The 19,459-nt window shown below is 57.3% G+C and carries 17 protein-coding genes and 2 pseudogenes; 12 read left to right on the top strand and 7 right to left on the bottom strand.

The features are described 5' to 3' along the window. Positions 1 to 60 precede the first annotated feature (60 nt). Both CQ015_RS16785 and CQ015_RS16790 read right to left on the bottom strand, forming a co-directional pair. Complete coding sequence (locus tag CQ015_RS16785; protein WP_096288827.1) at positions 61 to 1,293, bottom strand: glycosyltransferase 87 family protein; 1,233 nt, start codon at positions 1,291 to 1,293, stop codon at positions 61 to 63. Positions 1,294 to 1,350: 57 nt separating this feature from the next. Further along, positions 1,351 to 1,635 (bottom strand): DUF6355 family natural product biosynthesis protein, encoded by a 285-nt coding sequence (locus CQ015_RS16790; RefSeq protein WP_096288825.1) that lies wholly within the window; start codon positions 1,633 to 1,635, stop codon positions 1,351 to 1,353. A gap of 428 nt (positions 1,636 to 2,063) precedes the next feature. Here CQ015_RS16790 and CQ015_RS18815 point away from each other — a divergent pair, with 428 nt between their 5' ends. The 3 genes from CQ015_RS18815 (at position 2,064) to CQ015_RS16795 (ending at position 3,577) form a co-directional block, all read left to right on the top strand. Continuing rightward, on the top strand, positions 2,064 to 2,309 hold the full coding sequence (locus CQ015_RS18815) for a hypothetical protein (protein ID WP_096288823.1): 246 nt from the start codon (positions 2,064 to 2,066) through the stop codon (positions 2,307 to 2,309). 196 nt (positions 2,310 to 2,505) lie between these two features. Beyond that, positions 2,506 to 3,156: a hypothetical protein gene (locus CQ015_RS18820; RefSeq protein WP_146114087.1), complete on the top strand. Its 651-nt coding sequence runs from the start codon at positions 2,506 to 2,508 to the stop codon at positions 3,154 to 3,156. Next, positions 3,149 to 3,577 (top strand): hypothetical protein, encoded by a 429-nt coding sequence (locus CQ015_RS16795; RefSeq protein WP_128471010.1) that lies wholly within the window; start codon positions 3,149 to 3,151, stop codon positions 3,575 to 3,577. The genes CQ015_RS18820 and CQ015_RS16795 overlap by 8 nt, the downstream gene beginning before the upstream one ends. Before the next feature lie 501 nt (positions 3,578 to 4,078). Here CQ015_RS16795 and CQ015_RS16800 read toward each other — a convergent pair. Further along, a pseudogene (locus CQ015_RS16800) lies at positions 4,079 to 5,176 on the bottom strand (IS3 family transposase); the annotation flags it as partial. 154 nt (positions 5,177 to 5,330) lie between these two features. Here CQ015_RS16800 and CQ015_RS16805 point away from each other — a divergent pair. Genes CQ015_RS16805 through CQ015_RS16815 form a run of 3 tightly spaced genes read left to right on the top strand, consistent with a single transcriptional unit; the run spans position 5,331 to position 8,490 of the window. Continuing rightward, the gene (locus CQ015_RS16805; protein ID WP_096288508.1) at positions 5,331 to 6,563 is read left to right on the top strand and encodes a tyrosine-type recombinase/integrase; all 1,233 of its coding nucleotides are present in this window, start codon (positions 5,331 to 5,333) and stop codon (positions 6,561 to 6,563) included. Beyond that, a complete protein-coding gene (locus CQ015_RS16810) occupies positions 6,560 to 7,498 on the top strand; it encodes a tyrosine-type recombinase/integrase (RefSeq protein WP_176484276.1) in 939 nt (312 codons plus the stop codon). The genes CQ015_RS16805 and CQ015_RS16810 overlap by 4 nt, the downstream gene beginning before the upstream one ends. Further along, positions 7,495 to 8,490, top strand: coding sequence for a tyrosine-type recombinase/integrase (locus tag CQ015_RS16815; RefSeq protein ID WP_096288504.1), 996 nt, complete (start codon positions 7,495 to 7,497; stop codon positions 8,488 to 8,490). The genes CQ015_RS16810 and CQ015_RS16815 overlap by 4 nt, the downstream gene beginning before the upstream one ends. Positions 8,491 to 8,573: 83 nt before the next feature. Here CQ015_RS16815 and CQ015_RS16820 read toward each other — a convergent pair. Next, positions 8,574 to 8,966, bottom strand: a pseudogene (locus tag CQ015_RS16820) (IS3 family transposase); the annotation flags it as partial. 762 nt (positions 8,967 to 9,728) lie between these two features. Here CQ015_RS16820 and CQ015_RS16830 point away from each other — a divergent pair. The 3 genes from CQ015_RS16830 to CQ015_RS16840 all read left to right on the top strand — a co-directional run bounded on the left by CQ015_RS16830 (position 9,729) and on the right by CQ015_RS16840 (position 12,472). After that, positions 9,729 to 10,193: a hypothetical protein gene (locus CQ015_RS16830; RefSeq protein ID WP_141393573.1), complete on the top strand. Its 465-nt coding sequence runs from the start codon at positions 9,729 to 9,731 to the stop codon at positions 10,191 to 10,193. Positions 10,194 to 10,375: 182 nt separating this feature from the next. Beyond that, entirely contained in the window at positions 10,376 to 10,837 is a 462-nt protein-coding gene (locus CQ015_RS16835; protein WP_096287826.1) for a hypothetical protein, read from the top strand. 768 nt (positions 10,838 to 11,605) lie between these two features. Then, a complete protein-coding gene (locus CQ015_RS16840) occupies positions 11,606 to 12,472 on the top strand; it encodes a sugar phosphate isomerase/epimerase (RefSeq protein WP_096287828.1) in 867 nt (288 codons plus the stop codon). 22 nt (positions 12,473 to 12,494) lie between these two features. On the opposite strand, the gene CQ015_RS16845 is transcribed toward CQ015_RS16840, so the two are convergent. Genes CQ015_RS16845 through CQ015_RS16855 form a run of 3 tightly spaced genes read right to left on the bottom strand, consistent with a single transcriptional unit; the run spans position 12,495 to position 16,106 of the window. Continuing rightward, positions 12,495 to 13,304: an enoyl-CoA hydratase/isomerase family protein gene (locus CQ015_RS16845; protein ID WP_255248494.1), complete on the bottom strand. Its 810-nt coding sequence runs from the start codon at positions 13,302 to 13,304 to the stop codon at positions 12,495 to 12,497. Continuing rightward, positions 13,301 to 14,914, bottom strand: coding sequence for a fatty acyl-CoA synthetase (locus tag CQ015_RS16850; RefSeq protein WP_105650691.1), 1,614 nt, complete (start codon positions 14,912 to 14,914; stop codon positions 13,301 to 13,303). Before CQ015_RS16850 ends, CQ015_RS16845 begins: the two co-directional genes overlap by 4 nt. Positions 14,915 to 14,957: 43 nt before the next feature. Next, a complete protein-coding gene (locus tag CQ015_RS16855; protein ID WP_105650692.1) occupies positions 14,958 to 16,106 on the bottom strand; it encodes an acetyl-CoA C-acetyltransferase in 1,149 nt (382 codons plus the stop codon). A 338-nt stretch (positions 16,107 to 16,444) separates the two neighbouring features. On the opposite strand from CQ015_RS16855, the gene CQ015_RS16860 reads away from it, so the two are divergent. The 3 genes from CQ015_RS16860 (at position 16,445) to CQ015_RS16870 (ending at position 19,064) form a co-directional block, all read left to right on the top strand. Then, positions 16,445 to 16,954: a GNAT family N-acetyltransferase gene (locus CQ015_RS16860; RefSeq protein WP_096287834.1), complete on the top strand. Its 510-nt coding sequence runs from the start codon at positions 16,445 to 16,447 to the stop codon at positions 16,952 to 16,954. Between the two features lie 4 nt (positions 16,955 to 16,958). Further along, positions 16,959 to 17,405, top strand: a complete 447-nt coding sequence (locus CQ015_RS16865; RefSeq protein ID WP_096287836.1) for an OsmC family protein — start codon at positions 16,959 to 16,961, stop codon at positions 17,403 to 17,405. A gap of 405 nt (positions 17,406 to 17,810) precedes the next feature. Next, entirely contained in the window at positions 17,811 to 19,064 is a 1,254-nt protein-coding gene (locus CQ015_RS16870; protein WP_096287838.1) for a mechanosensitive ion channel, read from the top strand. The last annotated feature ends 395 nt before the right edge of the window (positions 19,065 to 19,459 follow it).

The following is a 19,459-nucleotide window of genomic DNA, read 5'->3' on the forward strand; positions in this document are numbered from 1 at the left end:
GGACGCAGTAGATGCCACACCGAAAACGATGGTTTTTGAGCTGGTTGATCCGCTCTAAGACTATCGCTTGCTGCTTTGGCCCTCGGGTAGTCGTGCAGGATTAGAAGTACCTGTTTCTGAGATTTCGAACGAACTAGTCCGCAGAGCGAGAACGACTCCCAAAGCCAGCGTCAGCAGGAGCAAACCTTCGCGGAGGGCTGTACCAATCGCAGTGAGAATAATATTCTCAGGTAGCGACGTGAGCATCCAATCTCCGAGGTCGGTTGGTTGCATAAGAAGAAAGAGCAGTCCTGTTAATCCCCAGCGCCGGGTGCGGGCGTTCAGGGAGAGACGCAGGACAATAAACACCAGGAACACCCAATGGTGTATCCAGCTAACCGGTGAGAGCAATTGGATGCTTGCACCGGCTATAAGAACTGCATCGAGTGTTCGCTGTGCTTTGTGTAAGCGGTAAGCAAGGGCCAGAGCTGTCGTGGCTACGCCTAAGATGAAGAAGGCTTTGACTGCTAGGGGTGCATCCGGCCAAAAGTATGCGAGAGCGCCGGAAATGGAATTGTTCCCGCTCGTTGCGAAGTTGCTGCCCAGATCTACTTTGTCGCTTAGCGACAGGATCTCCACGCTCAGATAATGCCATGTATTTACGGGGAAGAGTACAGCGCCGATGGCCAGGGTTCCCAGACCTCCTGCACACATCCACATTGCTGCTCGGAACTGGCGAGTGATCAAAAGATAAAACAGAAAGAATGCCGGAGTGAGCTTGATTCCTGCTGCAATGCCCGTCAATAAGCCACGTGGGAGCCAAGAAATCCGCTGTGTCTTGTTAGCCGCTAGATCATAGAGGCAGGCAACAGCTAGCAGGATATTGATCTGTCCGAAAGCAAGATGCTGAGCGATCACTGTCGTTCCGCTCAGCAGGAGAAACAGGGCGATAACAAACTTGGATGAGGGATCCTGGCTGATAGAGCGGGCGAGGAATCTCAGCGCCCAAGCGAGTCCGCAAAGCATGACGAAGGTCCAGGCCACCCAGGCCAGCATTGGTGGGAGCCAAGCGAAAGGCTGGATGAGTAAAAGGGTGAAAGGGGTGTAGACGAACGGCAACCCCTCATCTGGCAACTGTCCGCTGAAAATATTGTGAGCGTAGATATTCTCGGTAGTGAAAGCCTGCCGCGCCGCGTCGTAGTAGACAAAAAAATCTACGGGCATGTAGGTCACGCGAGATAACGCCAGACACAGAAAAAGTAAGGTCATTGCCAGCGGGAGAAGATACTGAATTAAGTATTTCTGCTTTAGCACTGGCAACGACCTTACTTGTCTATTGGGTAGAGATTCTCTCTACTCACTCTATGACAATTAGCAAGAGCGAAGATAGAAGGCGTTGGTGATTGAGTAGATTCCACCGTCCTGTTTCCGCAGCAGAGTTGTGCCTGGACCGACGCACTGCTCGTAGTTTCCTACAACCTGGTCAATCTGGATGTAGGCATTGCCAGAACCGCAGTGGTTGTAGTAGCTGTATCCCCCGCTTGCGTAATAGCCGCAGGTGGCAGCTTGCGCGGCAGGGGCCGCTACAATTGCGCCCGAAGCAATAATGCCCAGCGCTAATGCGGCTCCTGTGAGGCGTTTCTTCAATCCGATCATTGTCTTACCTTCCCTTTTGAGATGCAGTGACAAGACCAAAATATGTATATTTAGATTTTTAAACTAGTAGTGATATTTAAATATTTTGAGTGTAGGATACGCAAATCAAATATCTGGACTAAGGGGCGGACACCTTCTGGAATCGGTGGCTAGAGCAGTAGGTGGGTCTGTAATATGCCTTTATGACTGCGACAATTATTCGCCCACTTAGGGGTCGGATTCAGGTAAGGGGTTTGCGCGCTCCCCGAACTGGACAGCCGACGAACAGGGAACTGTTTAGAACGGCAACTGGCGCTGCCATCCGACCGACATGGGTTGGGGCCCCTCCTGGGGAACCGGGCTGGAAAGGGTATTGGACGATCGCACGTCAACATCTAACGGACGTTGCCGAAGCGGTCGCTATCCGCGATGGACTCGTATTCATTGAGATGCACTACAGCACGGCCGAGCAGTGCGATACGAGATACCAGACAGCTGAAGGCAATGACTGCACGTGCTCCTGTGAAGGCAAATACCACGGCAAGGGTGAGCATGCAGCTTGGCTCGAAGTCGGCGATACGACGCTGTTTCGCGGGGGAGAAGAGAAGATCGTGACGCGTTCTCTAGATGATCAACAAGCCTTGCAGGATCGCGATGACAGGTTGGACGAACTCATTCGTCAGGTTGGAAATTGATCAGTTTTTCAGGGTGAGTCAATAGCGGTGGTTTTAGATCGCGATTACACCCGGAACCCTGAAGAGCCGAAAAAGTCATAACCTAGATGACGATTTACACATTTGCCTTTACTATTAAAATTGAGTTCATATCCAAGATGACCTCACCGTCTCTCGACGACCAGACAGCGTTCCAACACAAGAAAGGTTTCATCTCTTGAAATCTAAAACCTTTGGCTCCATCGCCGCAATAGCTCTATTGGCGTCTTCCTTGATGGTGACCCCAGCTATTGCAGCAACGAATAGCCCCACCGACTCAGTAGAGCCGATTTCGCATTTTGGGATTGACGCCAGCAACGTCAAGGTAGATGTTTCCTACGTTGATGTGGACAGATTGAACCAAGATGAGAAGCAGGCTTTGGAATTGCTTGCAGAACGAGTAGAGCAGGATGGAGGAGGAGTCATTCTTAGTGTGAGCTCTACCGAGTATGTGCCTGAAGCATCTTCGAATAAAGCAGCAACAACATTTGCTTTGCCTGGTGGGTGCAAGTTAGTAACAGGTGAGTACCATACCCCGAACAGCAGCAACTACAGCCATGTGTCCGGATGGGCGCACAACCGCTGCGACCAAGCCTTTTCGCACAGAATCGAATTAGATATCCATAAAAAGAAAGCCGGAGCTCCAGGTAGCGGAACCATTGTCGCCAGTGAAACAGAGTTCCACAACGAAGTTGAAACTGATTACACGTGCAAAACCGGCTATGTTGCTGAATTCAATTCAGTGTCACAAGGACGTGTAACCATCGCTGGCAAAGGCTACATCGCAACAGGCGCTTCAGGCTGGAGGCGATACAACTGTGGTGGATAATTTCCCAGGAGAGCGGAGTGAGGTTGACTATTCTGCGAATGGCCATCAAGACCCAATATTCACAGAACATGCTCTTCTCAAACTGAATCAGCAGTGCTTGCCGTTACCTGAAGTTGACGTGGCAATTGACGCAATGAATCGTGCCACGAATTCAACGATTGCGACTAACAGCAAAGCAGATGTAGACGTATTGCGCCATCTGGCTCTTCTGTATCTGGAATCTTTCAGAAACAAGAACCTTTCCAGAGGTGAGCATAATAAAGCCATCATGAATGTCGCTTCCATAGTGGTTTCGCTTCGTGCCCCCGAAGCCCGTCTTATCTCTTCAGAGGAAATGGATAGCCTACTTTTGAAAATCTACTTGTACTTCTTCCTCGAAGAGTCCACCCCTATTCAGCTCGTGAATAGTCTGCTCAAGTAAGGATAAATACACGCGTGCACGAACTGTGCATCAGTAGATGGTGCAATCCACTCCTATAAGTGGAATGCTCCCCGATAGTTGGACTGTGAAATGAACTGCTCCCCGAAAATTGGACTGTAAAAAGTCGACACTTTTGAGGGAGCATTTTCATGCGTGCACGAAGCACACTCACCGCGAAACAACGGGACTAGGGAAAACTGCAAAAGAAGACAACTAACACATTTCGACATTGAGGTGACAACAATGCATAGAGTCGTACCGTGGTACTTCGCAGCCGCAGTTCGAATTTGATTCATGCTCTCTTGATTCTCTCCTCGCTGCTGCTCATATTGCTCTTCCTGAGCAGTGGTTCAGCCAGTCACTATGAGAAGAGAGCATCAGGGATAACGGCATTTTCCCGCCACTGAACGAGCTCGGCGAAATCCTTAACGTGTGGGCTGAGGAGAATCTAGCGTTATTTGTCGGTCCGGAAATTTTCAAGTCAAGTGAGACCACTAAGTCTTAGGCCAACATCTTTTCTCCTTCTTCCTGCTTGATCGGTTCGTTAATCCAAGCCGCTTCAGGCAGCAACATTTTCTTCGGCAACCGGTTCTTACTGAACCGCTCAGGATGCTCCGCCCATGCCTTTTCCAACGCCGCTAGGCGTTGGTCATCCACGTGCCCAGTCATCCCGAAATGCACGTCGGCAGGAGTATGAAAACCCAATCCTGAATGGCGATGCTCAGTGTTATACGCATGAACAAACCGGCCCATAAAATCCCTGGCGTGCTCCAGCGAACCGAACCGCTCAGGAAATACCGGCATATACTTCAAAGTCTTAAACCACGACTCTGAGTACGGATTGTCATTGCTCACCTTCGGCCGGGAATGCGAACGCAACACGTCCAAATCAGAGAGCAACGACGCGACCGGTTTGGACGTCATTGACGTCCCCCGATCAGCATGAACTACTTGCGGGACTTGATCCTGAGCAAAAACCTGCTTCATGAACGCTTCAGCCAACGCCCCAGACTCCCGCAAGTGGACCTGGCACCCGACGATATAACGAGAATAAATATCGATCATCACGTACGCATCAAAGTAGGTCCCTTTGCGCGGACCCGCCAATTTGGTGATGTCCCACGAAAAGACCTCACCAGGCTGATACGCCACTAATTCAGGGACTTTCCGGGCCGGATGACGTGCCTGCCGCCGGCGCTCAGCGACTTGTTTTTCCCGACGCAGAAGCCGATACATGCTGGCCACCGAACACAAGTAGGTCCCTTCGCTGAGCAGCACAGCATAGATCTGTTCTGGTGCTTGATCCACAAACCGGTCGCTATTCAACGTTTCAAGAATCAACGCTTCTTCAGCCTCGGTGAGCTTGTTCGCCGGCGCCGGCCGAGGCGCATCAACTGGCTTGCGTGGAAAACGTTCAGCACGCTTGTGGCGGGCCATCGTGGCTCGGCTGACACCAGCCAGAGAACTGGCTCGGCGAGTCGAAATCCCAGACTCAACGAGCTGGTCAAAGACGTTTTTCATGAACGCACGGGAGTCTATTCTGAATCCGCGCTCTTCGAGATCTGCTCCAAGAGCGCGTGTGCTTTTCCCATGTAATTCCGATATCGGAATTACATGGGTTATGCCGAGAATCGAATTATGCCGATGTGTGCTTGATGTGTCTCCTCAGCCACGGGTGTCAGGCTGATTTCTCGGAATAAGACGATACTGAGCGGATACTTGACCTTCCCATCTCTATGGAAGGAGGAAGGCCATGGGAGATCCATACAAGGTTGTCATCGTTGGTCCACTGGCGCCGCTGGCAACAGGTTTCCACATCTATTTGACGAGGCTAGGCTACTCGCCCGACTCGACGTCGAATCAGCTCCAGCTTGTTGCTCATTTATCGCGCTGGATGGATGCGCAAGGGCTGAGCATCCAGGAATTGTCGGACCATGTCATCAATGCTTTCTTTGCAGAGCGCCGATTGCGATACCACAACTTTCACACATCGCGCGCGTTGGGTGCATTTACCGGTTTCCTCCGATCCATCGGCATTGAACGCACTGCGGACCCGCCACCGACGTTCTCGGCCCAAGAAGCAATCCTGTCCCTGTTCGAGCACTACCTGGTCACTGAGCGGGCTCTGCGAGGAACAACGGTGCTGAATTACCTCAACCAGGTCAGACCGTTCCTGAAGTGGAGGGTGGGGCATGACGGATCTGACTGGGAATCGATGTCGATAGTTAACGTCACGGACTATTTGCTGTTTCGCGGGGCCACCCAATCGGTGGGTTCGATCCGGCTTGCAGCAACAGCGCTTCGCGCGTTTTTCCGCTGGCTATTTCTGGAGAGAATCATCGACCAGCCCGTCGCCGAAGGTATTGGCCCGGTCGCCTACTCGCCCTACAAAGGACTTCCGAAGTTTCTGGATATCAGCCAAATCGATGCTCTCCTCGCCGGCCCGTCGACGCGCGAAGTCCAGCCATTGCGCAGCCAGGCATTGCTGCTGATTATGGCGAGAATGGGCCTGCGTGCCCGTGAGGTTCAAGATCTCACTTTGGATGATATTGATTGGCACTCCGGAACCATCAGGGTGCCGGGAAAGGCCGGACACGTCGAACGCATACCGCTCCCGGTAGATGCTGGCGCAGCGATCGTGGACTATTTGACCCAAACCCGTCCAGTGTCCTGCGATCGCCACATATTCCTCCAAGTTCCCGCACCGCATGGACCCCTCGCCCACGGACCCATCAGCCAGATGGTCACAGTTCGCGCATCACGAGCGAATATCGGTTCCCGGATCGGCGCACATCGCCTGCGCCACAGTCTGGCCACCAAGGTACTGGGCAGCGGAGGAACATTGACCGAAGCATCCCAAATACTGCGCCATTCCAGCCCCTCAACCACCGTGATTTACGCCAAGGTCCACCTCGCGGACCTGCGAAGCCTGGTCAGGCCATGGCCGGTGGCGGCGGAGCCGAAAATCTCTGGGTCTCGGCCATGAACCGGTCACTCGACAGCTACCTGAACGAATATGTGCAGCTGCGGCACGCCATGGGCCATAGGCTAAAGGCGGCCGAAGCCATGATTGCCCGGTACCTGAACTACCTCCACGACATCAACGAAGAAGTCCTGACGGTAGACACCGCCGTGGTTTGGGCGTGCTTGCCGACCGCCGCTGCCAACCCGACGAAGGCCGCACACTTGAGTGCGATCAGGGGTTTCGCGGCCTACGTTCATGCCCATGACCCGCTGTTGGCCGCGTTGATTCCAGCGGGACTCATTCCCGCCCGCGCCACCCGGCAGCAACCCTACATTTATAGTGATTCCCAAGTGGAGGCAATGATGATTGGGGCCCTTGCACTTCGACCGGCCGTACGCGGGCTGACCTTGCAGACCTTGATCGGCCTGATGGCTGCAACAGGGATGCGGACCGGTGAATGCCTAGGGCTCAACCTCGCGGATATCGACTGGCCCAGCGGCATCTTGACGGTCAGCGGAAAGAACAACAGCACCCGGCTCGTCCCGATCCACCCCAGCACGGTGGCCGCGCTGAAAAACTATCTCTATCTCAGTCGTGCCGCCATACCCAGCGCTGAGGTGAATTCTTTCTTCATCGGTTCCACCGGAATCCGACCGCATCCCACAGGCCTGCAGGCGGCATTTCGTACCGTACGGGAGAATCTTGGCTACACGCCACGACCCGGAGGCAAGAACCCTCGCTTGCATGATCTAAGGCATTCGTTCGCGACCAACGCCCTGGTTCAGGCCTATCGGGACGGCATTGACGTTGACGTTAGGATCGCGGTCCTGGCCACCTATCTCGGGCATGTCAGCCCGGAAAGTACCTACTGGTATCTCTCATCCGTACCCGAGCTACTGGCCCTGGTCGAGGAGCGAGTCAGCACCGCCCAACATCAAGGAGTCTTGCTGCCATGACCATCATCGTGCCAACCTTCGAAGCGTTTTTCACCAGCTACTTGATGGGCCAGAAGTCGGTTAGCCCCAACACGCTGATCTCCTACCGGGATACGTGGCGACTGCTGCTCACCTTTCTCTTCGAAAAGCACCGCTTCGAACCGAGCTCTCTGGATTTCGCGGACCTCGATGTTCAACACATCACGGAGTTCCTCGCCTATTTGGAGGATGTGCGTGGCAACAGCCCGTCCACCCGGAACACCCGGCTGGCGGGAATTCATGCGTTCTTCCACTTTGCCGCCTACCGACACCCCGAACACGCCGATCTCATCAGCAGAGTCTTGGCGCTTGAACCCAAGAACACGGCTACGAAAGACATCGACTACCTCTCCGATGCCGAAGCCAAAGCACTGATTGCGGCACCAAAAACGACAACTTGGACCGGACGACGGGACCAAGCGATGATCCAGTTCCTGCTTCATACCGGGTTGCGTGTCTCGGAGCTCATCAACCTTCGGTGGACAGACTTGCAACTGCACGCTCCGGCCTACGTCGATTGCAAGGGCAAAGGTCGCAAGGAGCGCAGCACACCGGTGAATTCAGGCCTGGTTTCGATGCTCACCACTTGGTGGGATGAGAATGCGCAGCTGGGAACGAGCAGTCCCATTTTTCCCACCCAGGGAGACCACCACGCGATGAGCCCCGATGCTATCGCTCAACGTCTGGTTGTTCATCAGCGCACCGCGGCTACGGACTGCCCCACCTTGAAACGTAAGGACGTTACCCCTCATGTTCTGCGGCACACTTGTGCCATGCGGATGCTGGCCGCTGGCATAGACTCGGCCACAATATCGCTCTGGCTTGGTCATTCCAGCAAGGAATCGGTTCGCGCGTACCTCCACGCGGACATGACCATCAAGCAGCGTGCCCTCGACCGCACGGCACCGCCCGCGACCGGGCCGGGACGATACAAGCCTCCGGATTCGCTCTTATCCTTCTTGGAGGAACTCTGATTCTTATTCCGAGAAATCAGCCTGACACCCGTGGCTGAGGAGGCACATCAAGCAAACATCGGCATAATTCGATTCTCGGCATAACCCATGATGTCTAGCGCGGTTTGCGTGGTCGCGAGTTTCGCGTCGCGGGCAGCTAATTCTTTCTTCAGCCGTGCGATTTCTGCTTGTTCTTTGGTGAGTTTGCTCTTCGTGGTCCGTGCCGTTCCGCCCTGAGCTGTGGTGGCGTGCTCGTCGAGGATCCCTGCGTTGCGTAGTTTGCGCCATTCAGCAATGTGGGAGGAGTAGATCCCGTTGGCGCGTAGGTAGCTGCCGCCTTCACTTGTTTGGATGGCTTGGTCATAGCCTTCAAGGTAGGCAAGTTTCTGAGCGGGGCTGATGGTACGGCGACGGGGCTGGTCCGGGCGTGGAGAAGAATCCATGCTTCTATTCTCGGACACATCAGGGGCTGGTTGCTTCAAGGTGGTGATGCTCATGGTGCGCTGAGTTTCCTTGTTCTCGCCCTGTCTGGGGTGAGGCGGGGGTCGCTATGAGGGACTGGTCTCACTCAACCCTGACAGACAGGGGTCTGGCAGTAGCACTCGGCGCCGGACTTATATTGCTGGAACAGCCGATAATCAGAGTCCAAGCCTTCAATACCTTTGATGAATAGGACTATCTGCGTGGAATAACTGCCATGTTGGCACATGTTCAATAACGATCGTTTTTGGGATATTAAAGCCGCCACTTTACAAGTTGTGACTGTTGGGTTCGTTTGACGGCTAAATCGCAGCTCCAAGTGGCGGTTTTAGGCGCCCATAAGCGGGACTATATATGTGAGCGCCGAGAGAAACGCGAGGGCACGGTCCAAAATCTCGAAGCCCAACGCATCGACCGTGAGATGGAGAGCATTCGCGTCGAGGTGACGTCAGCTCAGGAAGCCTGCCATCAGGGCCGTCAAGAGCACCAGAAAGACCAAAGCTCCTAGGGACCGCACACCCCGCGGCCTTGGCACTCAAATTCAATGACCTGGCTTGGATCAATAGTGATCTCGCCTGTCAGCGTTCTAATTTCTTCGATAGGTCGCAAAGTCGGACGTGACCTATGCCTCGAATCGGCCCTTATCGAAGACTATGAACTTTCAGCCTGCTGTAGGGTGCATTGTGGTAAAAACTTTAGGCGAGAAGTTACACTATTGAAGATAATAAAAATATTGAGTCCAGAACCAAAAGTTTAAACTACAAGCGTCAGGCATAACGATGAATTTTACTTTTGTAGCATTACCCCTTGCGTTGTCTTTGGTAGCTGCATTACCGGGGATGGCGCAGGCTGTTGAAACTCCTGTTAGCGAAACCCACACGGTGCAGCAGTCCTCGGAATACGCCCTTTCAACGAAAGATTTCTTCCCCGAAAAAACCCCTACGGAATCGAACTACATCGAAGCGGAATCGCCTGCCGATGCAGTAGCCAAGATGGATAAGATGGACGAACTACACAAAGCCGGATTCAATGTGGGTGCCATGGCAAAAGTGAATTACGGGCCTTGCAAGATCGTTGCCGCAGGTTTTCACACCAGAAAATCTGGGAACTATAGTACGGGTGGCTTCAAATCCACAACCTATTGCACCACGAAAGTCACTTCGATCAAGCATTCTTCACAGGCGCGATTTAAACGATTAGCCTGGTGGACCAAAGGTGGCCCGGAGATTAGCCAGCCAGCCTAAAAGATAAAGGGCGATAAATATAACGGCACTTACTATCCTGTTGTCTTCACGCAGACAAATCACGCACTGTCATGCAAATCTGCGAAAAAAACCACATGGTCAGGCCGTACTCTCGGAACTATTGTCGACAAAGGCAAGACTTACTATGCTGATGCCTACGCTCCTGTACAGAAGGGGGTTCCATGCCGTCTCTAAGCAGCATCCTGACAAAAATCAAGATTCGCCTTGGCTCGAAATATTCAGAAGATCAGATGGTCTACGTCGTCTATGGGAAACAACCCAGCCCATTTCCAGATCTTGAATACATAGAGCCAATAATTGCGATCGTGGCCAGTGAACGTGAATGCTTTGCGATTCAGGAAAAGTATCTAGACACTAAAGTCAGCTGGGAAGCTCGAAAGGTGCAGGGTGCCGAAAGCATAGACCTGGTAGATGGCTGCGTTTTGTATCTCACGCATACTACTTTGTCATCGTACGATGAGGACGCCGATGGGAATCCAATCTTCGGGATCATGGAGAATCCACAGCCCACGGCCCTATATTGCAGCCGGGACACCGCTGAACAGCAAGCACCGGAACAATACCTGCACATCGTTACCCTCGGTGAAATAAACCTTCGCGGCGTCGGAGAGCTTTTGGAATAAGTATCCAGCACCCTACGCCAATACCTGAAGTTGCCAGACATGAAGAGGGCCGCACCTGCCAGGTGTGGCGCTCTTCATGTTGCTTGCCGCGTTGCAGGAGATGGTATTGGGTTAGATGCCTGTTTGACCCTATCCGTGTTGTCTCAACAAACTATGGGTTGCAAGACGTTTCAAGCACGTTGAAAAGTACGAACGTTGGTGATTGAGTTTCCGGCGTTGCGGTGTTCTACGAGGGCTCCACTCTTGGAGCTCCATGAACCGCCAATTAGTGTCGCGATTTAACCGCCAAATAAAGTTGGCAGTCAAAACCTCCGGGAAAGCATCTCGCCGGCCAGCAGTCCCAGCACCTGCAGACTGGGCTGCCGTTGCGCTGCAACCGGAGAATCACCCACGAATTTGGTGCGGGAACAAGGGCGAATATTTTTTCATTCAGTCATCAAACCCGCCCCCAACCGTCCACCGGAACTCACGCCGCGCAGACCACTAATAGGCACCAAGGGCGCTGTGCCCCGGCAACCGGTAGATGATGTTCGGCAGGTGAAGTGACCTATCGGGGGTGAAGGAAAAAATCATTCACCCAACAAGCCCGGCTGAGCGGGTCATTGCCCAGTGCGGAATAGAGAATTTGCCGATGGCTAGACCCAGATGTTTTTGAGAGTCAACGGCCGCCCTATCCGCGTCGTTCTTCCGGGCGTAACCTGAAAGTACGACGGCAGACAACGCACAGGCCGGTCGCACCGGCCGGCCCATTTCAGGAGGCGGAGGGTTATGCAACGGAAACTCGGGGTGAGCACCTGGGTGTGGACCGCCAGGCTGACCGATGAATCTTTGGCGCATTTGGCTACCCAAGCGGCGCAGCTGGGGTTCGATGCCATCGAGCTACCACTGGAACAACTCGGCGACTGGGATCCAGAACGGGCCAAGGACCTGCTGGGCGAACTGGGTTTGCACCCGGTGCTTGCCGCAGTGATGCCTGCGGGGCACAACCTTATCGGGGTGCCGAGGGCAGAAGTCGAGGCAACGCAGGACTACCTCCGCGGCTGCATCGACGCGGCGGCCTCGCTCGGCGCAACCACCGTCGCCGGCCCGCTGTACACCGCCACGGGCCGGCTGTTCGCGCTGGACGACGGGCAGCGCAGGGCGGCCTATGCGCAATTGCGCACCGCGTTGGCCCCACTGGTCGAGCACGCCGCCGCGCGAGGCATCACGCTGGCCATCGAACCGTTGAACCGTCACGAAACCTCGCTGCTGAACACCATCGACCAGTGCTTCGACGCGCTAGAGCCCTTGCTGGGCCCCGGATTGGGCATGGGGCTGGACACCTACCATCTGAATATCGAGGAGCAGGACATCGCCGCCGCGGTGGCCCGGGCCACGGAGCACATCAACCATGTGCAGCTGAGCGCGAATGACCGCGGAATCGTGGGAGCTGACCATTTCGATTGGCACGGGTTCGTCCATGCCCTGGACCTCGCCGGCTACGACGGACCGCTGTGCGTGAAGTCCTTCAACCCGCACAACCCCACGCTCGCGGAGGCCGCAGCGATCTGGCGGCCGCTGGCCAGCAGCCAGAATGCCTTGGCCGCCGACTCGCTGGCCTACCTGCGCAATCTCCAAGCCGGCGGCCTCCGCTGAGCGTTGCGCCGGCCCGCGTGCGCTATTTGCCGGCGAAGCGGTTGACCAGCCGAACCGAATCGGGGTGTTCCGACAGGCGGGCAATGCTCGAAGCCTCGGCATGCAGATGGGCTTCGAGTTCCTCCGCGACGCCGGCGCGGAGCAGGGACTTGGTGGGGCCGATCGCCTGCACCGCGCCGCGCACGAAGCCGTCTTCGAGCTCCGCGAGACGCGGCGCGAAGGTTTCGGAGGACACCGCCTCGTTGGCCAGCCTCCAGTCGACCGCCTGCTCACCGACCAGCTTGCGCCCGCCCAGGGTCAGCTCGACGGCCCGTTGATGGCCGAGAACCCGGGGAAGGAAATAGGAGACCCCCGTGTCCGGGCTCAGCCCGATGGAGGCATAGGCGGCCACCAGCGGAGCGGACTCGTCGACCAGCACCCAGTCGGCGCAAAGCACCAGCCCCAACCCAGCGCCGGCCGCCGCGCCGTTGACCGCGGCGATCACCAGCAACCGGGAACGCACGATCGCCAGTGCCAGCTCGTGGGCCGCCCCGGCCAGCTGCGCCAGATACGCCGGACGGTCCCGGGCAGCGAGCGCGGCCATGGAATACACGTCGCCGCCGGCGCAGAAGTACCGGCCCTCGCCGGTCAACGTCAGCACCTGCACGTCGGGTTCTTCCTCCGCGGCGCGCAGCGCGGTCAGGGCCTCGCGCGCCAACGCCAGATTCAGCGCATTGCCCTGCGCGGGGCGCTGGAAAACTATGCGCACAATTCCCGGCCGAGTCTCCACGCGGATCGCGGTTGCTGCCTGATTCATGGTTTCCACCGTGGTGATGGGGATGGGCTGGCTCATGCGCGCGGTCCGCTTTCGACTCCGGCACGTTCGGCCCGCAACTGGCGTTTGAGCAGCTTCCCGGATTGGTTGCGCGGCAGCTGCGCCACAAAATCCACGCGCTTGGGCACCTTGTAGTCGGCGATCCGGCTTTTCACGTGGCTGCGCACGGATTCGGCGCTCAGCTCGGCCCCTTCCTTGAGCACCACCACCGCGGTGATGGCTTCGATCCAACGCTCGTGGGCGATCCCGAGCACGGCCACCTCCGCTACCTGTTCGAGTTCGTAGATGCAGTCCTCGACCTCGCGCGGAGCGACCAGCACACCGCCGGTGTTGATCACGTCCTTGATCCGATCCACCACCTGGATATAGCCCTGGGAATCGACGGTGACCTGGTCACCGGAACGGAACCAGCCGTCGACAAAGGCCTGCGCCGTGGCTTCGGGCTTGTTCCAGTAGCCGCTCATCACCTGCGGGGAGCGGTATTGGATCTCGCCGGGTTCGCCAGCCTCGGCTAGTTCCCCGGCGGCGTTGAGCACCCGGGCCTCGACGTAGAACACCGGACGGCCGCAGGAGGCCGGACGGGCCTCATGCTCCTCGGGGCGCAGCACCGAACACAGCGGACCCAGCTCGGATTGCCCGAAGCAGTTGTAGAAACCGATCTTCGGGTAGCGTGAGCGCAGCCGCGCCAGAACCGTCACCGGCATAATCGAGGCACCGTATTGGGCTTTGGCCAGCGAGGAGAGATCACGTCTTTCCAGGTCTGGGTGGTTGCTCAGCGGCACCCACACCGTCGGGGCCAGGAACAGCGACCCGATGCTCTCGGCTTCGACTCTCTCCAGGGTCTCGGCGATATCGGGACTGGCTTGCAGCCGGACGCGTGCCCCGAGAGACAAATAGGGCAGCAGGAACACGTGCATGGCCGCGGAGTGGTACAGCGGCATCGCGATCAGCGGGCGGTCCTCGGCGGTGAAATCCAAGGCAATGATCGAGGAAACATACTGTGCCAGCAGCGCGGCGTGGGTCATCATCGCGCCCTTGGGCGCGGAGGTAGTGCCCGAGGTATACAGCAGCTGCACCAGCTCGGTCCCGGAGCCCTGCGTCGTCGGCAGCTGCGCCGCCCCGGGATCCAGCGCGGTTTCCAAGATCGCGGGCTCCCCGGTGCCGGCCGGCAAGAGCGTCCATACCCGTTCCACCGCCGGGGCCCGGCCCTGCGCGCGAACCTGGTCGACCAGGGCGAGCCGCTGTTCGTCGGCTACCACCAGCACCGCGCCCGAATCCTCCAACAGGTAGCTGAGCTCATCGCCTTTCAACGCGAAGTTCACCGGCACATGCACCAGCCCGGCGAGGGCGCAGGCCAGGAAGAGGATCGCGTAGGCATCGGAATTCGCCGCGTAGGCGGCCACCCGGGAACCCGGCGGGAGGTTCGCCTCCTGCAGCCGGCGGGCCACGCGCCGCGCCGCGCTTTCAAGCTCGCGGTAGCTCCACTCGCGCTCTTCGAAGAGCAGGGCGCTGGCCTCGGGGTTGCGCGCGGCGCCGCGGCGCAGCAGTGCCCCGATGGTGTTATGCGAATCCTTGAGGGCGGCAGACCTCGGGTTCGGCTCTTCGCTTGCTGGCAGGGAATCGTTCATGAGCGGGAATCCTTAATCGAGAAATCGTTGGCCCGGTCGGGGCTTAGAGCCGTTCGAGGATGGTGACGTTCGCCTGCCCGCCGCCTTCGCACATGGTCTGCAAACCCCAACGGGTATCGCTGCGTTCCAGCTCATGCAGCAGCGAGGTCATCAACCGGGCACCGGTGGCGCCGATGGGGTGGCCCAGCGCAATGGCGCCGCCATTGACGTTGACCTTGGCCATATCCGCCTGCGTTTCCTGCTGCCAGGCGAGGACCACCGCGGCAAAGGCCTCGTTGATTTCGATGCGGTCCATATCTTCCAGGCTCATCCCGGCGCGGGCCAGCGCATGCCGTGTGGCGTTGATCGGTGCCGAGAGCATCATCACCGGGTCATCGGCGCGGGCCGAGATGTGGTGGATGCGGGCGCGCGGTTTCAGTCCGTAGCGTTTGACCGCCGATTCGGAGGCGATCAGCAGCATGGCGGCGCCGTCGGACATCTGCGAGGCGCTGGCGGCGGTGTGCAGGCCGCCGTCGATAATCGGCGGCAGCGAGGCCATCTTCGCCCGGTCCGGCGTGCGCGGCCCCTCATCGGCGCGCAGTTCGGCCAACGGCAGGATCTCCCGCTCGAAGTAGCCTCGCTCCTGGGCGTGCAGGGCCTTTTCATGGGAGGCGACGGAGAAGTCCTCGAGCTGGGCACGGGTGAGCCCCCACTTCTGGACCATCATCTCCACCCCGCGGAACTGCGAGATCTCCTGGTCCCCATAGCGTTGGGTCCACCGTGCAGAGCCGGTGTACGGGTCGGGGAAGCCGAACTGCGCGGCGGCCGTATTGGAGTAGGACAGCGGAATGCTCGACATCGATTGCACGCCGCCGGCGACCACTAGATCGCTGGTGCCGCTGAGCACCGCTTGGGCCGCGTAGGACACCGACTGCTGGCCGGAGCCGCACTGGCGCTCAACGGTGGTTCCCGGAACTTGTTCCGAGAGGCCCGCAGCCAACCACGCGTTGCGCGCGATGTCCATGGCGTTTGGTCCTACCTGGTCGATGCAGCCGAGGATGATCTCGTCATACTGCGTCGAATCGATGCCGTTGCGGCGCACCAGTTCCGCCAGCGGCGCGGCCGCGAGATCCAGCGGGTGCACGGCCGCCAGGGACTTGCCGCGGCGCCCTACCGGTGTGCGCAGGGCATCGATAATGTAGGCCTCGGCCATGGGTTCTCCTCCAAGGTTCGGCGGTTCTCGGGCCGCTCATCACCGTGTTTTCAGTGGTGAAACCGCGTAATCGAATGTTCGTTGATGCTAAGACTAGGATGTCGAACTTACCTTGAGTTGTCTAGGTCACATCAGCGGTGCCGGAACAATGGCGTCCTGCCGGGGCCGGGGAAGCGGTATTGGGCGACCTGAAGGCTTGCTTCGGGACGTGGCAAGAACCCTCAGGGCGGCGCGCCAAGCGGGGAAATACTGCGATCAGCACTTGAACGCGGGGTTCAGGAAGCACTAGGTTACGAATCAGTAGGGTGCGTTGTGCACCCTGCGCAGGAGGAGTAGCAATGGATTCGCAGAGCCCCGACATGAACCAGCCGTCCTCCGCGCACTCCTTGCGCATCCGCCCATGGACGGGCATCGAAGAAGTTCCGGAACTGCTGGACGTGTGGCGATCCTCCGTCGAAGGGCGCCTGGATTTCCTCTCGGCCGCGGATTTGACCTCCGTAGCCTCGACCTTGGAAACCGTTTATGCGCAACGTGCAGAAATTTTCGTAGCGCACCTGGGCGCGCAGGTCGTGGGTTTCATGGCCATGGACGAACGGCGTGTGGAGCTCCTATGGGTCCACCATGAGCATCGCCAACAAGGTATCGGCAGGGCCCTGGCGGCCTTTGCGCTTTCCAGCTGCGCGGAGATCGAAATGGTGCTCAACGCGCAAAACATCGCTGGGTTGGAATTTTTCCGGCGTTGCGGATTCGAATCGGAGGACCAAGCCGGTCTTGTCGGTGCCGACGCCAAAAGTCCTAGCGTGTCCCTGCGTCATGCAAGGGTCCGCGAGCGACCCGTGGAACGATAGACGCATGACAGAAAATACCCGTTCCCTGCGTGAAGTCTCCATCGAACGCCTGGCCTCGCGCCGCTACCAGGCCACCAGCACCGAGAGCGGTGCGAGCATCGAGTTCGGCCAAGGCGAAGGCCTGCTCTCCCCGGTCGAACTGCTGCTGGCCGCGATTGCAGGGTGCTCATCGATTGACGTCGATGCCGCGACGACCAGGCATGCGGAGCCCGAAAAATTCGAGGTCACCGCGACCGGCTACAAGGTCGAAGCAGGTGGCGCGAGCCAGATGGAAGACATCGATATGTCCTTCAACCTGAAGTTCCCCGATACCGTGGAAGGCCGCAAGGCAGCCGGAATGGTCCAGCGCATTGTGAAGCTCTCCCACGACAAATACTGCACGGTCTCGCGCACCGTCGAGCTGGGGTCCAAGGTCACCAGCACCATCGAGGGCACCGACTCGGTTTCCTGATCGGCCACCATTTTCGTGGGCCAGTACTAGGGATGCGTTGAATTTGACCGGCTATGCCAGCTGTTGTGCCGGCATAGCCGGGATGGTGAATTCCTGGTGCGCCCGTCCGCACGGGAAGCCGGATGCATGTAACCGGGAATTCAGACACTTGCGAGTCATCCAAAGTCAAGCCCGGAAAGTCGAACTTGTGACCGGGGTCGAAACCAAAATCTTCAAGTACAGTGGTTTCGTATCAAATCTTGTGATCTACTGCTCTATCCGTTGAATTTGCACTCTTTAGGTGCGGAATTAGTTCTTCGATGTCGGTATTTGTCATCCGCTAGGGCCGCCGGTTCTCTCCTTGCCCTAGTCAGCAAAAAATCCTCGTCGTAGTGTCTAAATTATCCCCACGTTGAAGGAGCAGAGATGCAAACTCAGAACGTTCTAGGAAACATTGACTGGGCGTCGATGCTGCAAAAAGTTGCCATCGCGCTTGTTATTCTCATCATCACCTGGCTGGTGGCCAAGGTTGTCAAATGGGCTGTCGCCAAACTCGTCACCAAGATTAAGTTCCTCCAGAAGGAGGGCACCGATGGCAAGCAGATCGGTGATTCGCTAGGCAAGGTCGCGTCGCTGGTCGTTTGGCTCTTCGGCTTGATCGCTATTCTCCAGGTCTTCTCGCTGACCGAGGTGCTGACCCCGGTGCAGGACTTGCTCGCCGGAATCATGGGCTTCCTGCCTAACCTCATCGGTGCGGCCTTCATCTTCATCATTGGCTACGTGATCGCCAATGTAATCAAGCAGCTGATCCAGACCGGTCTGGGAACTGTCGATTTCAGTTCCCTCGTTCGCAAACTGACTCCCGGCGACGGCGAAGAAGTCGACCCCGAGACCTCACTGCGCACGCAGCGGACCATCGTGGATGTCATCGCAAATATCGTGTTTGCGCTGATCCTGCTGGTCGTGGCTATTTCCGCACTGCAGGTTTTGGGCATCGAGGCCATTTCGGTACCAGCGCAGGAGATGCTGCAGATCGTCCTGACCGCAATTCCACAGGTGATCATGGCCCTGATCCTTCTGGCCGTGGGCTTCCTGATCGCCAAGTTTGTTGGCAAGCTGCTTGAATCAACGCTGCGCGGTGTGGGGACCGACAGAGTTGTGGCGGGCTGGGGAGTTGTTCCCGAGGGGCAGAGCGCATCGGGAATCATCGCCACCATCGTGAAGATCGCAATTATCCTGTTCTTCGCGGTCATGGCAGCAAGCATGCTGAACTTCCCGGCAATCACCAACATCCTCAACGAGGTCTTGGAATTGGGCGGCAAGGTCATCTTCGGTGGAGTCATCATCGCCATCGGCTTCGTGCTGGCAAGTGTGATCGGTCGACTGATGGGCGATACTACCGCCTCGAAGATCATCCGCTACACGGCCATCGCACTGTTCATCGCGATGGGCCTGAAGTACATGGGTCTGGCCGATTCGATTATCAACATGGCCTTCGGCGCCATCGTGATCGGTGCGGCCCTGGCAGCGGCTCTGGCCTTCGGCCTTGGCGGCCGCGATGCTGCGGCTCGCACACTGGAGAAAATCGACATCAGCAAGATGGACGGTCCCGACACCTCGGGCACCGCGCCAACCCGTCGGGCACCGGCGACACCGCCGACGCCTCCAAATGAGTTCTAGAACTTAGAACCAGCAAAGAGTGGGACCGGGTAACCGGTCCCACTCTTTTTCTTGTACGCCCGGCATGGGCATTTACTTGGAGGTGAAAGTCCTCTGAAGGAGAAGGTGGTTTAACTTCTAGCCGATGGCAACTGCGTCACCGTGAGGTGGGGTGGGAAGGAAGCCGGAGGCAAATCCCAGCACCGAGGGACACGAACCACATATAAGGCATATTTGTCGGGGTAAGCCAGCATGCGATGGTGAAGCCCGTTCCACCGAAACGGCAAGTGTGTAAATGTGGCGGGCGCAGGAGGAAAGTAAATGCTCTTATCCGGGGAGGTGAGCTGGTCAAGTTTCTGAGACACGAACTTTGATTTTTTCTTATTAAACTCAGGCCGCGAGAGCCAAAGAATTCT

The sequence above is a fragment of the Arthrobacter sp. MYb221 genome, assembly GCF_002979835.1.
Classification (GTDB): domain Bacteria; phylum Actinomycetota; class Actinomycetes; order Actinomycetales; family Micrococcaceae; genus Glutamicibacter.

Excerpts from the sequence above, each read along its gene's own strand:
- CQ015_RS16845 (WP_255248494.1), bottom strand. The coding sequence starts at position 13,304 with ATGAGCCAGCCCATCCCCATCACCACGGTGGAAACCATGAATCAGGCA.
- CQ015_RS16835 (WP_096287826.1), top strand. The coding sequence starts at position 10,376 with ATGCCGTCTCTAAGCAGCATCCTGACAAAAATCAAGATTCGCCTTGGC.
- CQ015_RS16840 (WP_096287828.1), top strand. The coding sequence starts at position 11,606 with ATGCAACGGAAACTCGGGGTGAGCACCTGGGTGTGGACCGCCAGGCTG.
- CQ015_RS16790 (WP_096288825.1), bottom strand. The coding sequence starts at position 1,635 with ATGATCGGATTGAAGAAACGCCTCACAGGAGCCGCATTAGCGCTGGGC.
- CQ015_RS16805 (WP_096288508.1), top strand. The coding sequence starts at position 5,331 with ATGGGAGATCCATACAAGGTTGTCATCGTTGGTCCACTGGCGCCGCTG.
- CQ015_RS16870 (WP_096287838.1), top strand. The coding sequence starts at position 17,811 with ATGCAAACTCAGAACGTTCTAGGAAACATTGACTGGGCGTCGATGCTG.
- CQ015_RS16865 (WP_096287836.1), top strand. The coding sequence starts at position 16,959 with ATGACAGAAAATACCCGTTCCCTGCGTGAAGTCTCCATCGAACGCCTG.
- CQ015_RS16860 (WP_096287834.1), top strand. The coding sequence starts at position 16,445 with ATGGATTCGCAGAGCCCCGACATGAACCAGCCGTCCTCCGCGCACTCC.
- CQ015_RS18815 (WP_096288823.1), top strand. The coding sequence starts at position 2,064 with ATGCACTACAGCACGGCCGAGCAGTGCGATACGAGATACCAGACAGCT.
- CQ015_RS16830 (WP_141393573.1), top strand. The coding sequence starts at position 9,729 with ATGAATTTTACTTTTGTAGCATTACCCCTTGCGTTGTCTTTGGTAGCT.
- CQ015_RS16810 (WP_176484276.1), top strand. The coding sequence starts at position 6,560 with ATGAACCGGTCACTCGACAGCTACCTGAACGAATATGTGCAGCTGCGG.
- CQ015_RS16855 (WP_105650692.1), bottom strand. The coding sequence starts at position 16,106 with ATGGCCGAGGCCTACATTATCGATGCCCTGCGCACACCGGTAGGGCGC.
- CQ015_RS16815 (WP_096288504.1), top strand. The coding sequence starts at position 7,495 with ATGACCATCATCGTGCCAACCTTCGAAGCGTTTTTCACCAGCTACTTG.
- CQ015_RS16850 (WP_105650691.1), bottom strand. The coding sequence starts at position 14,914 with ATGAACGATTCCCTGCCAGCAAGCGAAGAGCCGAACCCGAGGTCTGCC.